The following is a 12,109-nucleotide window of genomic DNA, read 5'->3' on the forward strand; positions in this document are numbered from 1 at the left end:
TTAATGCTGCACACTTTAATGCACTCACCGGCACACAGTGACCTTGAGACTCTGCTTTTAATGGCAGATGCAGGCGATGACCTGCTGCTGCTGCAGGATGGCGTGCTGGCCGCCTTAGCGGGGAGTCGCGCATTGATGCAGCTTTCCAGGAGCAACACGACACTGTGGGTGCTGGACGAAGATGTTCAGGCTCGCGGCCTCACTGCACAAATTTCGACCAGTGTGCAGTCAATAGACTATAATGGCTTTGTCACGCTAACGATCAGGCATCAGCAACAAATCGTGTGGTAATCGGCTAAAACCTGGTTATTTCTTGACACCCCTTTGACTCAGCCCTAAAATTCTGCCTCCTCGTAATTCTACGAGGCGATTTATTACGTGTTTACGAAGCAAAAGCAAATCCAGGAGCTATTTAATGGCAACAGTTAACCAGCTGGTTCGCAAACCACGCGTCCGCAAAGTTGCAAAGAGCAACGTGCCGGCGCTGGAAGCTTGCCCGCAAAAACGTGGCGTTTGTACTCGTGTGTACACCACCACTCCTAAGAAACCAAACTCCGCACTGCGTAAAGTCTGCCGTGTGCGTTTGACCAACGGTTTTGAAGTTACCTCCTACATTGGTGGTGAAGGTCATAACCTGCAGGAACACTCCGTGATCCTGATCCGTGGCGGTCGTGTAAAAGACTTGCCAGGTGTGCGTTACCACACCGTTCGTGGCGCGCTTGACTGCTCAGGTGTTAAAGACCGTAAGCAGGCTCGCTCCAAGTACGGCGTGAAGAAGCCAAAGGCTTAATGGTTCTCCGTTAAGTAAGGCCAAACGTTTTAAATTAAATGTCATAATAAACTCATAGAGTTTTGGACAATCCTGAATTAACAACGGAGTATTTCCATGCCACGTCGTCGCGTCATTGGTCAGCGTAAAATTCTGCCAGATCCTAAGTTCGGATCAGAGCTGCTGGCCAAATTTGTAAATATCCTGATGGTAGATGGTAAAAAATCTACTGCAGAATCAATCGTTTATACCGCGCTTGAGACCCTGGCTCAGCGTTCAGGTAAAAACGCACTGGAATCTTTTGAAGTAGCTCTGGAAAACGTGCGTCCGACTGTCGAAGTTAAGTCACGTCGCGTTGGTGGTTCTACTTATCAGGTACCAGTTGAAGTCCGCCCGGTTCGTCGTAATGCTCTGGCAATGCGCTGGATCGTAGATGCTGCTCGTAAACGCGGTGATAAATCAATGGCTCTTCGCCTGGCGAACGAACTTTCTGATGCTGCAGAGAACAAAGGTACTGCAGTTAAGAAACGTGAAGACGTTCACCGCATGGCAGAAGCCAACAAGGCGTTCGCACACTACCGTTGGTAATCACCACGTAGTTGTTAAACCAGCGGGCGCTCAATCAGCCAACCCGCTGGGGTCGACTTACCTTGAACGCCCGAGAATCAGAGGAATCAAATGGCTCGTAAAACACCCATTGCTCGCTACCGTAACATCGGTATCAGTGCGCACATCGACGCCGGTAAGACTACCACTACCGAACGCGTTCTGTTCTACACCGGTGTAAACCACAAAATCGGTGAAGTACATGACGGCGCAGCAACCATGGACTGGATGGAGCAGGAACAGGAACGTGGTATTACCATCACTTCCGCTGCGACCACCTGTTACTGGTCTGGTATGGCCAAGCAGTTTGAACCGCACCACATCAACATCATCGACACCCCAGGACACGTTGACTTCACCATCGAAGTTGAACGTTCTATGCGTGTGCTTGATGGCGCAGTAATGGTTTACTGTGCAGTTGGTGGCGTTCAGCCACAGTCTGAGACCGTATGGCGTCAGGCTAACAAATATAAAGTTCCACGCATTGCGTTCGTTAACAAAATGGACCGCATGGGTGCTAACTTCCTGAAAGTTGTTAACCAGATGGAAGTTCGTCTGGGCGCAACTCCAGTTCCTCTGCAGCTGGCTATCGGCGCAGAAGAGAAATTCACTGGTGTGGTTGACCTGGTGAAAATGAAAGCTATTAACTGGAACGACGCAGATCAGGGCGTCACCTTCGACTACGAAGATATTCCAGCTGATATGCAGGAACTGGCTGAAGAATGGCATGCGAAGCTGGTTGAAGCCGCTGCTGAAGGCTCTGAAGAGCTGATGGAGAAATTCTTCAGCGGTGAAGAACTGACTGAAGAAGAGATCAAAACATCTCTGCGTAAGCGTGTTCTGAACAACGAAATCATCCTGGTTACCTGTGGTTCTGCATTTAAGAACAAAGGTGTTCAGGCGATGCTGGATGCAGTTGTAGAATATCTGCCAGCACCGACTGACGTTACCGCGATCAACGGTATGCTGGACGACGGTAAAGACACGCCGGCTGTTCGCCATTCTGACGACAGCGAGCCGTTTGCTGCACTGGCGTTCAAAATCGCTACCGACCCGTTCGTGGGTAACCTGACCTTCTTCCGCGTTTACTCCGGTATTGTTAACACGGGTGACACTGTGTTCAACCCGGTTAAGTCAAACCGTGAGCGTCTGGGCCGTATCGTTCAGATGCACGCTAACAAGCGTGAAGAGATTAAAGAAGTTCGTGCGGGTGATATCGCAGCTGCGATCGGCCTGAAAGATGTGACCACTGGTGACACCCTGTGTGATCCAGATAACGTCATCATCCTTGAGCGCATGGAGTTCCCGGAGCCGGTAATCTCTATCGCCGTTGAGCCGAAAACCAAAGCTGACCAGGAAAAAATGGGTCTGGCTCTGGGCCGTCTGGCAAAAGAAGACCCATCATTCCGCGTATGGACTGATGAAGAATCAAACCAGACCATCATCGCGGGTATGGGTGAATTGCACCTCGACATCATCGTTGACCGTATGAAGCGTGAATTCAACGTTGAAGCAAACGTGGGTAAACCACAGGTTGCTTACCGTGAAGCGATTCGTACCAAAGTTACCGATGTCGAAGGTAAACACGCCAAGCAGTCTGGTGGTCGTGGTCAGTACGGTCATGTTGTTATCGACATGTACCCACTGGAGCCAGGTTCGAATCCGAAAGGCTACGAATTTGTCAACGACATCAAAGGTGGTGTAATTCCTGGTGAATACATCCCTGCGGTTGATAAAGGCATCCAGGAGCAGCTGAAATCAGGCCCTCTGGCTGGCTATCCGGTTGTGGATCTGGGCGTGCGTCTGCACTATGGTTCATACCATGATGTCGACTCCTCAGAACTGGCGTTTAAACTGGCCGCATCTATTGCCTTCAAACAAGGCTTTAAACAAGCGAAACCAGTTCTGCTTGAGCCTATCATGAAGGTTGAAGTTGAAACGCCTGAAGAGAACACGGGTGATGTCATCGGTGACCTTAGCCGTCGTCGTGGTATGCTTAAAGGGCAGGAATCTAACGCTACTGGCGTTCAGATTCACGCTGAAGTTCCGTTGTCTGAGATGTTCGGATACGCAACTCAGCTGCGTTCTCTGACCAAAGGTCGTGCTTCTTACTCCATGGAGTTCCTGAAGTATGACGATGCGCCGAACAACGTAGCGCAGGCCGTTATTGAAGCTCGTAGCAAATAAGCTACGGTTTAAATTTGAACTGATGCCTTCACCCAGATGGTGAAGGCACAACGTAAGGAATTATCGCCATGGCGAAAGAGCAATTTCAGCGTAACAAACTGCACGTAAACGTGGGCACCATCGGTCACGTCGACCACGGTAAAACCACCCTGACTGCAGCTATCACCACCGTACTGTCTAAAACTTACGGCGGCCAGGCTCGTGCATTCGATCAGATCGATAACGCACCAGAAGAGAAAGCACGTGGTATCACCATCAACACTTCACACGTTGAGTATGAAACCCCGACTCGCCACTATGCGCACGTTGACTGCCCAGGCCACGCCGACTATGTGAAAAACATGATCACCGGTGCTGCGCAGATGGACGGCGCGATCCTGGTTGTTGCTGCGACTGATGGCCCGATGCCACAGACCCGTGAGCACATCCTGCTGGGTCGTCAGGTTGGCGTTCCTTACATCATCGTGTTCCTGAACAAGTGTGACATGGTTGATGATGAAGAGCTGCTGGAACTGGTTGAAATGGAAGTTCGTGACCTGCTGTCAGCCTATGACTTCCCAGGCGACGATACGCCAATCGTTCGTGGTTCTGCTCTGAAAGCACTGGAAGGCGAAGCTGACTGGGAAGCTAAAATCCTGGAACTGGCTGAGCATCTGGACAACTACATCCCAGAACCACAGCGTGCGATCGACATGCCGTTCCTGCTGCCAATCGAAGACGTATTCTCAATCTCTGGCCGTGGTACTGTTGTTACCGGTCGTGTTGAGCGCGGCATCGTTAAAGTCGGCGACGAAGTTGAAATCGTGGGTATCAAAGATACTGCGAAATCAACCTGTACCGGTGTTGAGATGTTCCGTAAGCTGCTGGACCAGGGTCAGGCAGGCGAAAACTGTGGTGTTCTGCTGCGCGGTATCAAGCGTGAAGACATCCAGCGTGGCCAGGTTCTGGCTAAGCCAGGCTCAATCAAGCCACACACTCAGTTCGAGTCAGAAGTTTACGTTCTGTCTAAAGACGAAGGTGGCCGCCATACTCCGTTCTTCAAAGGCTATCGTCCACAGTTCTACTTCCGTACAACTGATGTGACCGGCTCAGTAGAGCTGCCAGAAGGCGTTGAAATGGTAATGCCAGGCGACAACATCAAAATGGTTGTTACCCTGATTCACCCAATCGCAATGGACGAAGGTCTGCGCTTCGCAATCCGCGAAGGTGGCCGTACCGTTGGCGCGGGTGTTGTTGCTAAAGTTATCGCTTAATTGTGATATCTGTAGTGGTCGTGTAACGGCCACTGTTGCAACACAGTGAAAAGAGCACTTCGGTGCTCTTTTTTTTTGCTTAAAAAGCGACATAACCCTGTAAAGGGTGGGTTTGTAATAAAAACGATTCGTATTTACACTGTGTGCAGAAAATGTACCCGAGTGATGAATCAATGTACGTCTGCCTGTGTAATGCCATCAGTGATAAAACGCTTCGTGAAGTCGTGCGCCGCTATCAGCCTAAATCTATCCAGCAATTGCGTCAGTTTGTGCCAGTTGGCAAACAATGCGGCAAATGCATTCGCGCTGCGCGGGAAATCATGGATGAAGAGATGCAACATGCACCGCTATATAAAGAGATAGCCTGACAGCGATTACTACGTGAATACCCACAATATTTGTCGAGTTTTTTTGACTTCTTTTTAACCGCATCTACGCTCTAATAAACCAGACGCGGAGAGTTAACAATGAAGGGCGATATAAAAGTTATCAGTCATCTCAACAAACTGCTTGGAAATGAACTGGTTGCCATCAATCAGTATTTTCTGCATGCACGCATGTTTAAGAACTGGGGTCTGACGCGCCTCAATGATGTGGAGTACCACGAGTCGATCGATGAGATGAAGCATGCCGATAAATATATCGAGCGTATTCTTTTTCTTGAAGGCATCCCAAACCTTCAGGATCTGGGACGGTTGCGAATCGGTGAGGATGTTGAGGAGATGCTGAGTTCAGACCTGAATCTTGAGCTGGAAGGTGCTAAGGATCTTCGTGAAGCTATCTCCTATGCTGACAAAGTCCATGACTATGTCAGCCGTGACATGATGATTGAAATTCTGGCGGATGAAGAACATCACATCGACTGGATTGAAACGGAACTTGAGTTAATCCAGAAGATGGGTATCCAGAACTATCTGCAGGCTCAAATCAAAGAAGCGTGAAACGGGTCTGTAGAACGATTGTTACCCAGCCCGCAATGGCCAGGAAAGGGCCAAACGGTAGCGGGCTGTCCCCCTGAATTAACCCTCGCACTTGCAGCATCATGATAGTCGCCAGTGCCAGAACAGTGGCACCCAGCGCAATCCAGGGTAATGCCTGCCAGCCACAGCAGGCACCTAACGCTGCGAATAGCTTCATATCGGCATAACCTAATCCTTCGCACCCGCGAACCTGCCGATAGCTCCAGGCAAGTAGCCATAATGCACAGTAGCCCGACAGGGCACCCCCTATCGCCGTTGTTTCGTTTCCAGTCAGGGTCGCGTGGAGTAATCCCAGCCAGAGCAGCAGATAGCTTAGCGGGTCAGGTATGCAGAAGTGATGACGATCAATGGCAGCTGCCAGGAACAAGAGGCTGGAAGCAGTGAGGATGAAAATAGCCTCGGTAGAATCAGTAAAGCTTTGCTGCACCAGCATGCAGAGCATTGCAAATAGCCATTCAGTGATAAAGCTATCTGCACTGAACGGATGATGACAGATACGACACCGTCCTTTTAACACCGGCCAGCTTATCAGGGGCAAAGTGTCGCGCCATAGCAGGCGCTGCTGACAATGGTCACAGTGTGAGCCGGGAAAGCAGACTGCCGCAAACCATTGAGCGGGTGAGAAAGCGGGGGAGAAGCGCGCACAGGCCAGCGAAAGAAAACTTCCTAATACGCTTCCGCCAGCCAGGGCAGCAATTTGAGTAGTGACAGTAGGTGACATCATTCAGCTCCAGACAAAAGACTACAGGCACTCTCATCGGCTTCAGGTTCTGTGTCATCCAGGAATAAAGAACTGCGGAAATTCCCTCACAGCCGAATGACAGAATTATCAGCAATATGGCAACGTAATGCGGCACACGCCTCACGAATCAGCCACTATTTCATGGGTAAAAGGTCAGCACGGGTTGCTTCCTGAACAGATTTACGTATAATGCGCGGGCCTGCAGATATTGCAGGCGCGATTCGAGCAGAATCGCAGACGGCTGAAATATAGGCCGCCTGACAATACTCCCAATTGGGGAGTTATATGCTGAACGATTACACTCTCCCATCAATCGTAATGGGCTCGAGTAGTAATTTTTTTCGTCTATAAAAAGTTTGGAGCTCTGGTCTCATGCAGAACCAAAGAATCCGTATCCGTCTTAAAGCGTTTGATCATCGTCTGATCGATCAATCAACCGCGGAAATCGTTGAGACCGCCAAGCGCACTGGTGCGCAGGTTCGTGGTCCAATCCCGCTGCCAACCCGCAAAGAGCGTTTTACCGTTCTGATCTCTCCGCACGTTAACAAAGATGCGCGTGATCAGTACGAAATCCGCACTCACAAGCGTCTGGTAGACATCGTTGAGCCAACTGAAAAAACCGTTGATGCTCTGATGCGTCTGGATCTGGCTGCCGGTGTTGACGTGCAGATCAGCCTGGGTTAATCAGGTCATCGAGCGATTGAGAGGTTGAAACAATGATTGGTTTAGTCGGTAAAAAAGTGGGCATGACCCGCATCTTCACTGAAGATGGCGTTTCTATCCCCGTCACCGTAATCGAAGTTGAAGCGAACCGCGTTACTCAGGTTAAAGGCCTGGAAAACGATGGTTACCAGGCAATTCAGGTTACCACCGGTGCTAAAAAAGCAAACCGTGTGACCAAACCTGAAGCTGGTCATTTTGCTAAAGCTGGCGTTGAAGCTGGCCGTGGCCTGTGGGAATTCCGCACCGCTGAAGGTGAAGAATACTCTGTAGGTCAGAGCATCAGCGTTGAGATTTTCGCTGAAGTTAAGAAAGTTGACGTAACCGGTACCTCTAAAGGTAAAGGTTTCGCCGGTACCGTTAAGCGCTGGAACTTCCGTACCCAGGACGCTACTCACGGTAACTCCTTGTCTCACCGCGTTCCGGGTTCTATCGGTCAGAACCAGACTCCGGGCAAAGTGTTCAAAGGCAAGAAAATGGCAGGTCAGCTGGGTAATGAGCGCGTAACCGTTCAGAGTCTGGACGTAGTACGTGTTGACGCTGAGCGCAACCTGCTGCTGGTTAAAGGTGCAGTTCCCGGTGCTACCGGTAGCGACCTGATCGTTAAACCAGCTGTGAAGGCGTAAGGGGATAGCAATGGAATTAGTATTGAAAGACGCGCAGAGCGCGCTGACTGTTTCCGAAACTACCTTCGGTCGTGATTTCAACGAAGCGCTGGTTCACCAGGTTGTTGTTGCTTACGCATCTGGCGCCCGCCAGGGTACTCGTGCGCAGAAAACTCGCGCCGAAGTAACTGGTTCAGGCAAAAAGCCATGGCGTCAAAAAGGCACCGGCCGTGCGCGTGCAGGTTCTGTAAAGAGCCCAATCTGGCGTTCAGGTGGTGTGACCTTTGCTGCGAAGCCGCAGGACCACAGTCAAAAAGTTAACAAAAAGATGTACCGCGGCGCGCTGAAAAGCATCCTGTCCGAGCTGGTACGTCAAGATCGTCTGATCGTTGTCGAATCATTTGCTGTAGAAGCACCGAAAACCAAGCTGCTGGTACAGAAACTGAAAGACATGGCTCTGGAAGACGTGCTGATCATCACCGGTGAACTGGATGAGAATCTGTTCCTGGCTGCGCGTAACCTGTACAAGGTTGACGTGCGTGATGCATCCGGTATCGACCCAGTTAGCCTGATCGCCTTCGACAAAGTCGTTATGACTGCTGATGCAGTTAAGCAAGTTGAGGAGATGCTGGCATGATCCGTGAAGAACGTCTGCTGAAAGTACTGCGCGCGCCGCACGTATCTGAAAAAGCATCTAGCGCGATGGAAAAAACCAATACCATCGTTCTCAAAGTTGCTAATGACGCGACCAAAGCAGAGATCGTTGCTGCTGTTGAGAAACTGTTCGAAGTAGAAGTTAAAGACGTAAACACCCTGGTAGTTAAGGGCAAAGTTAAGCGTCAAGGACAGCGTATCGGTCGTCGTAGCGACTGGAAAAAAGCTTACGTCACCCTGAAAGAAGGCCAGAATCTGGACTTCGCTGGCGGCGCTGAGTAAGTCGGAGGAGAAAGACAATGGCAGTTGTTAAATGTAAACCGACATCTCCGGGTCGTCGCCATGTAGTTAAAGTGGTAAACGCGGAGCTGCACAAGGGCAAACCATTCGCCCCGCTGGTAGAAAAAAACAGCAAATCCGGTGGCCGTAACAACAATGGTCGTATCACTACCCGTCATATCGGTGGTGGTCACAAGCAGGCATATCGTATTGTTGACTTCAAACGCAACAAAGATGGTATCCCGGCAGTTGTTGAACGTCTTGAGTACGATCCGAACCGCTCTGCGAACATCGCACTGGTTCTGTACAAAGACGGCGAGCGCCGTTACATCCTGGCCCCTAAAGGCCTGAAAGCCGGCGACCAGATCCAATCTGGCGTTGATGCTGCGATTAAAGCAGGTAACACTCTGCCGATGCGTAACATCCCGGTGGGTTCAACCGTGCATAACGTAGAAATGAAACCAGGCAAAGGCGGTCAGATTGCTCGCTCAGCCGGTGCTTACGTGCAGATCGTTGCGCGTGAAGGTTCTTACGTTACCCTGCGTCTGCGTTCTGGTGAAATGCGTAAAGTCGAGTCTGACTGCCGCGCAACACTGGGCGAAGTCGGCAATGCTGAGCATATGCTTCGCGTTCTGGGTAAAGCTGGTGCAGCCCGTTGGCGTGGTGTTCGTCCTACCGTTCGTGGTACCGCGATGAACCCAGTTGATCACCCGCACGGTGGTGGTGAAGGTCGTAACTTTGGTAAGCACCCGGTAACTCCGTGGGGCGTTCAGACCAAAGGTAAGAAGACCCGTAGCAACAAGCGTACCGATAAGTTTATCGTACGTCGCCGTAGCAAATAATATTAGAGGATAAGCCATGCCACGTTCTCTCAAGAAAGGTCCTTTTATTGACCTGCACTTGCTGAAGAAGGTAGAGAAAGCGGTGGAAAGCGGTGACAAGAAGCCTTTGCGCACTTGGTCCCGTCGTTCAACGATCTTTCCTAACATGATCGGTTTGACCATCGCTGTCCATAATGGTCGTCAGCACGTTCCTGTCTTTGTTTCCGACGAAATGGTTGGTCACAAACTGGGTGAATTCGCGCCGACACGTACTTATCGCGGTCACGCGGCTGATAAAAAAGCCAAGAAGAAATAAGTAGGAGGAAGAGATGGAAACTTTAGCTCAACATCGCCACGCTCGTTCTTCTGCTCAGAAGGTTCGCCTTGTTGCTGACCTGATTCGCGGTAAGAAAGTGTCGCAGGCACTGGACATTTTGACCTACACCAATAAGAAAGCGGCTGTACTGGTCAAAAAAGTTCTGGAATCTGCCATTGCTAACGCCGAACACAACGATGGCGCTGATATCGACGATCTGAAAATCACGAAAATTTTCGTTGATGAAGGTCCGACCATGAAACGCATTATGCCGCGTGCCAAAGGTCGTGCAGATCGCATCCTGAAGCGCACCAGCCACATTACTGTGGTTGTGTCCGATCGCTGAGACTCTGGAGACTAGCAATGGGTCAGAAAGTACATCCTAATGGTATTCGCCTGGGTATTGTAAAACCATGGAACTCTACCTGGTTTGCGAACACCAATGAATTCGCTGACAACCTGGACAGCGATTTTAAAGTACGTCAGTTCCTGACTAAGGAACTGGCTAAAGCATCTGTCTCTCGTATCGTTATCGAGCGTCCTGCGAAGAGCATCCGTGTGACTATTCACACCGCTCGTCCAGGCATCGTCATCGGTAAGAAAGGCGAAGATGTAGAAAAACTGCGTACGGTCGTCGCGAAAATCGCTGGCGTTCCTGCACAGATTAATATCGCCGAAGTCCGCAAGCCGGAACTGGACGCGAAACTGGTAGCTGACAGCATCACTTCACAGCTGGAGCGTCGTGTGATGTTCCGTCGTGCTATGAAGCGTGCAGTTCAGAACGCCATGCGTCTTGGCGCGAAGGGTATTAAAGTCGAAGTTAGCGGCCGTCTGGGTGGCGCCGAGATCGCACGTACCGAATGGTATCGTGAAGGTCGCGTGCCATTGCACACACTGCGTGCTGACATTGACTACAACACCTCTGAAGCGCACACCACTTATGGTGTAATCGGCGTTAAGGTATGGATCTTCAAAGGTGAGATCCTGGGTGGTATGGCTGCTGTTGAACAACCGGAACCGGCTGCTCAACCTAAAAAGCAGCAGCGTAAAGGCCGTAAGTAAGGAGAGTCGCTGATGTTACAACCAAAGCGTACGAAATTCCGTAAAGTGCACAAAGGCCGTAACCGCGGTCTGGCTGCGGGTACGGATGTCAGCTTCGGTACTTTCGGTCTGAAAGCTGTTGGCCGTGGTCGTCTGACTGCTCGTCAGATCGAAGCAGCACGTCGTGCTATGACCCGTGCAGTTAAGCGTCAAGGTAAGATCTGGATCCGAGTATTCCCGGACAAACCGATCACCGAGAAGCCGCTGGAAGTGCGTATGGGTAAAGGTAAGGGTAACGTAGAGTATTGGGTTGCCCTGATCCAGCCTGGTAAAGTCCTGTATGAAATGGACGGCGTACCAGAAGAGCTGGCCCGTGAAGCATTCAAGCTGGCAGCAGCAAAACTGCCTATCAAAACCACCTTTGTAACTAAGACGGTGATGTAATGAAAGCAACTGAGCTGCGTGAAAAAAGCGTTGAAGAGCTGAACACTGAGCTGCTTAATCTGCTGCGTGAGCAATTTAACCTGCGCATGCAGGCAGCATCTGGCCAACTGCAGCAGACTCATCTGCTGAAACAGGTTCGCCGTGATGTTGCACGCGTTAAGACTTTACTGACTGAGAAGGCGGGTTCGTAATGACCGATAAAATCCGTACTCTGCAGGGTCGTGTAGTAAGTGACAAAATGCAGAAATCTGCAGTTGTTGCTATCGAACGTTTCGTGAAACACCCGATCTACGGCAAATTCATTAAACGTACGACCAAGCTGCACATCCATGACGAGAACAATGAATGTGGAATTGGTGACGTGGTAGAAATCCGCGAATGCCGTCCACTGTCCAAGACTAAATCCTGGACCCTGGTTCGCGTAATCGAGAAAGCGGTTCTGTAATAAGAATTGTTTTTTCTGAGGAAACCCTCTGCTTCGGCAGAGGGTTTTTTTTTGTCTGTAATACAGCGTTGATCCATTTGTGCCTGTGACAGTCCAGATTTGATGGCGCTCAAAAATTTAGCAGATTGGCACGTCTAAGCTGAGACTCTTCAGGCAATGAAGCCTGAAAGCTACTGGCCCTAAAGGCCGGAGTTATCATAACTGTACAAGGAAATGTGCCGTGAAAATGGAGAGTCATGACCGCTTA

19 protein-coding genes are annotated in these 12,109 nt (G+C 50.4%); 18 read left to right on the forward strand and 1 reads right to left on the reverse strand.

Annotated features, from left to right (window positions below):
* Positions 1 to 3 precede the first annotated feature (3 nt).
* The 7 genes from tusB to bfr all read left to right on the forward strand — a co-directional run bounded on the left by tusB (position 4) and on the right by bfr (position 5,756).
* Positions 4 to 291, forward strand: coding sequence for a sulfurtransferase complex subunit TusB (tusB, locus tag HZZ01_RS18020; RefSeq protein ID WP_179898876.1), 288 nt, complete (start codon positions 4 to 6; stop codon positions 289 to 291).
* A gap of 124 nt (positions 292 to 415) precedes the next feature.
* Positions 416 to 790 carry a 30S ribosomal protein S12 gene (gene rpsL, locus HZZ01_RS18025; RefSeq protein ID WP_003852912.1) on the forward strand — a complete coding sequence of 125 codons (375 nt, stop codon included), beginning with the start codon at positions 416 to 418 and terminating at the stop codon, positions 788 to 790.
* 96 nt (positions 791 to 886) lie between these two features.
* The gene (gene rpsG, locus HZZ01_RS18030) at positions 887 to 1,357 is read left to right on the forward strand and encodes a 30S ribosomal protein S7 (protein ID WP_003852909.1); all 471 of its coding nucleotides are present in this window, start codon (positions 887 to 889) and stop codon (positions 1,355 to 1,357) included.
* A gap of 90 nt (positions 1,358 to 1,447) precedes the next feature.
* Positions 1,448 to 3,562 carry an elongation factor G gene (gene fusA / locus HZZ01_RS18035; protein ID WP_179898877.1) on the forward strand — a complete coding sequence of 705 codons (2,115 nt, stop codon included), beginning with the start codon at positions 1,448 to 1,450 and terminating at the stop codon, positions 3,560 to 3,562.
* Positions 3,563 to 3,630: 68 nt separating this feature from the next.
* Positions 3,631 to 4,815: an elongation factor Tu gene (gene tuf, locus HZZ01_RS18040; RefSeq protein WP_179898878.1), complete on the forward strand. Its 1,185-nt coding sequence runs from the start codon at positions 3,631 to 3,633 to the stop codon at positions 4,813 to 4,815.
* A gap of 173 nt (positions 4,816 to 4,988) precedes the next feature.
* The gene (gene bfd, locus HZZ01_RS18045) at positions 4,989 to 5,183 is read left to right on the forward strand and encodes a bacterioferritin-associated ferredoxin (protein WP_179898893.1); all 195 of its coding nucleotides are present in this window, start codon (positions 4,989 to 4,991) and stop codon (positions 5,181 to 5,183) included.
* A gap of 99 nt (positions 5,184 to 5,282) precedes the next feature.
* On the forward strand, positions 5,283 to 5,756 hold the full coding sequence (gene bfr, locus HZZ01_RS18050) for a bacterioferritin (RefSeq protein ID WP_179898879.1): 474 nt from the start codon (positions 5,283 to 5,285) through the stop codon (positions 5,754 to 5,756).
* Here bfr and HZZ01_RS18055 read toward each other — a convergent pair.
* Positions 5,743 to 6,516 (reverse strand): A24 family peptidase, encoded by a 774-nt coding sequence (locus HZZ01_RS18055; RefSeq protein WP_179898894.1) that lies wholly within the window; start codon positions 6,514 to 6,516, stop codon positions 5,743 to 5,745. The genes bfr and HZZ01_RS18055 overlap by 14 nt on opposite strands.
* A gap of 393 nt (positions 6,517 to 6,909) precedes the next feature.
* On the opposite strand from HZZ01_RS18055, the gene rpsJ reads away from it, so the two are divergent.
* Genes rpsJ through rpsQ form a run of 11 tightly spaced genes read left to right on the forward strand, consistent with a single transcriptional unit; the run spans position 6,910 to position 11,862 of the window.
* Entirely contained in the window at positions 6,910 to 7,221 is a 312-nt protein-coding gene (gene rpsJ, locus HZZ01_RS18060) for a 30S ribosomal protein S10 (RefSeq protein ID WP_001181005.1), read from the forward strand.
* Between the two features lie 32 nt (positions 7,222 to 7,253).
* Positions 7,254 to 7,883, forward strand: a complete 630-nt coding sequence (rplC, locus tag HZZ01_RS18065; RefSeq protein WP_003850712.1) for a 50S ribosomal protein L3 — start codon at positions 7,254 to 7,256, stop codon at positions 7,881 to 7,883.
* A 10-nt stretch (positions 7,884 to 7,893) separates the two neighbouring features.
* On the forward strand, positions 7,894 to 8,499 hold the full coding sequence (gene rplD / locus HZZ01_RS18070) for a 50S ribosomal protein L4 (RefSeq protein WP_003850711.1): 606 nt from the start codon (positions 7,894 to 7,896) through the stop codon (positions 8,497 to 8,499).
* Entirely contained in the window at positions 8,496 to 8,798 is a 303-nt protein-coding gene (rplW, locus tag HZZ01_RS18075) for a 50S ribosomal protein L23 (protein WP_003850708.1), read from the forward strand. The genes rplD and rplW overlap by 4 nt, the downstream gene beginning before the upstream one ends.
* A 17-nt stretch (positions 8,799 to 8,815) precedes the next feature.
* Positions 8,816 to 9,637 (forward strand): 50S ribosomal protein L2, encoded by an 822-nt coding sequence (rplB, locus tag HZZ01_RS18080; RefSeq protein ID WP_008927137.1) that lies wholly within the window; start codon positions 8,816 to 8,818, stop codon positions 9,635 to 9,637.
* Between the two features lie 16 nt (positions 9,638 to 9,653).
* A complete protein-coding gene (rpsS, locus tag HZZ01_RS18085; RefSeq protein WP_001138115.1) occupies positions 9,654 to 9,932 on the forward strand; it encodes a 30S ribosomal protein S19 in 279 nt (92 codons plus the stop codon).
* A 13-nt stretch (positions 9,933 to 9,945) separates the two neighbouring features.
* A complete protein-coding gene (gene rplV, locus HZZ01_RS18090) occupies positions 9,946 to 10,278 on the forward strand; it encodes a 50S ribosomal protein L22 (RefSeq protein ID WP_008927136.1) in 333 nt (110 codons plus the stop codon).
* A gap of 17 nt (positions 10,279 to 10,295) precedes the next feature.
* A complete protein-coding gene (gene rpsC / locus HZZ01_RS18095) occupies positions 10,296 to 10,994 on the forward strand; it encodes a 30S ribosomal protein S3 (protein ID WP_008927135.1) in 699 nt (232 codons plus the stop codon).
* Between the two features lie 12 nt (positions 10,995 to 11,006).
* Positions 11,007 to 11,417 (forward strand): 50S ribosomal protein L16, encoded by a 411-nt coding sequence (gene rplP, locus HZZ01_RS18100; protein ID WP_008927134.1) that lies wholly within the window; start codon positions 11,007 to 11,009, stop codon positions 11,415 to 11,417.
* Positions 11,417 to 11,608: a 50S ribosomal protein L29 gene (gene rpmC, locus HZZ01_RS18105; protein WP_003850146.1), complete on the forward strand. Its 192-nt coding sequence runs from the start codon at positions 11,417 to 11,419 to the stop codon at positions 11,606 to 11,608. Before rplP ends, rpmC begins: the two co-directional genes overlap by 1 nt.
* On the forward strand, positions 11,608 to 11,862 hold the full coding sequence (rpsQ, locus tag HZZ01_RS18110; protein WP_003850147.1) for a 30S ribosomal protein S17: 255 nt from the start codon (positions 11,608 to 11,610) through the stop codon (positions 11,860 to 11,862). Before rpmC ends, rpsQ begins: the two co-directional genes overlap by 1 nt.
* Positions 11,863 to 12,109 lie beyond the last annotated feature (247 nt).

Source organism: Pantoea sp. WMus005, from assembly GCF_013415305.1.
GTDB lineage: Bacteria > Pseudomonadota > Gammaproteobacteria > Enterobacterales > Enterobacteriaceae > Pantoea > Pantoea rara.

Excerpts from the sequence above, each read along its gene's own strand:
- tusB (WP_179898876.1), top strand. The coding sequence starts at position 4 with ATGCTGCACACTTTAATGCACTCACCGGCACACAGTGACCTTGAGACT.
- rpsL (WP_003852912.1), top strand. The coding sequence starts at position 416 with ATGGCAACAGTTAACCAGCTGGTTCGCAAACCACGCGTCCGCAAAGTT.
- rpsG (WP_003852909.1), top strand. The coding sequence starts at position 887 with ATGCCACGTCGTCGCGTCATTGGTCAGCGTAAAATTCTGCCAGATCCT.
- fusA (WP_179898877.1), top strand. The coding sequence starts at position 1,448 with ATGGCTCGTAAAACACCCATTGCTCGCTACCGTAACATCGGTATCAGT.
- tuf (WP_179898878.1), top strand. The coding sequence starts at position 3,631 with ATGGCGAAAGAGCAATTTCAGCGTAACAAACTGCACGTAAACGTGGGC.
- bfd (WP_179898893.1), top strand. The coding sequence starts at position 4,989 with ATGTACGTCTGCCTGTGTAATGCCATCAGTGATAAAACGCTTCGTGAA.
- bfr (WP_179898879.1), top strand. The coding sequence starts at position 5,283 with ATGAAGGGCGATATAAAAGTTATCAGTCATCTCAACAAACTGCTTGGA.
- HZZ01_RS18055 (WP_179898894.1), bottom strand. The coding sequence starts at position 6,516 with ATGTCACCTACTGTCACTACTCAAATTGCTGCCCTGGCTGGCGGAAGC.
- rpsJ (WP_001181005.1), top strand. The coding sequence starts at position 6,910 with ATGCAGAACCAAAGAATCCGTATCCGTCTTAAAGCGTTTGATCATCGT.
- rplC (WP_003850712.1), top strand. The coding sequence starts at position 7,254 with ATGATTGGTTTAGTCGGTAAAAAAGTGGGCATGACCCGCATCTTCACT.
- rplD (WP_003850711.1), top strand. The coding sequence starts at position 7,894 with ATGGAATTAGTATTGAAAGACGCGCAGAGCGCGCTGACTGTTTCCGAA.
- rplW (WP_003850708.1), top strand. The coding sequence starts at position 8,496 with ATGATCCGTGAAGAACGTCTGCTGAAAGTACTGCGCGCGCCGCACGTA.
- rplB (WP_008927137.1), top strand. The coding sequence starts at position 8,816 with ATGGCAGTTGTTAAATGTAAACCGACATCTCCGGGTCGTCGCCATGTA.
- rpsS (WP_001138115.1), top strand. The coding sequence starts at position 9,654 with ATGCCACGTTCTCTCAAGAAAGGTCCTTTTATTGACCTGCACTTGCTG.
- rplV (WP_008927136.1), top strand. The coding sequence starts at position 9,946 with ATGGAAACTTTAGCTCAACATCGCCACGCTCGTTCTTCTGCTCAGAAG.
- rpsC (WP_008927135.1), top strand. The coding sequence starts at position 10,296 with ATGGGTCAGAAAGTACATCCTAATGGTATTCGCCTGGGTATTGTAAAA.
- rplP (WP_008927134.1), top strand. The coding sequence starts at position 11,007 with ATGTTACAACCAAAGCGTACGAAATTCCGTAAAGTGCACAAAGGCCGT.
- rpmC (WP_003850146.1), top strand. The coding sequence starts at position 11,417 with ATGAAAGCAACTGAGCTGCGTGAAAAAAGCGTTGAAGAGCTGAACACT.
- rpsQ (WP_003850147.1), top strand. The coding sequence starts at position 11,608 with ATGACCGATAAAATCCGTACTCTGCAGGGTCGTGTAGTAAGTGACAAA.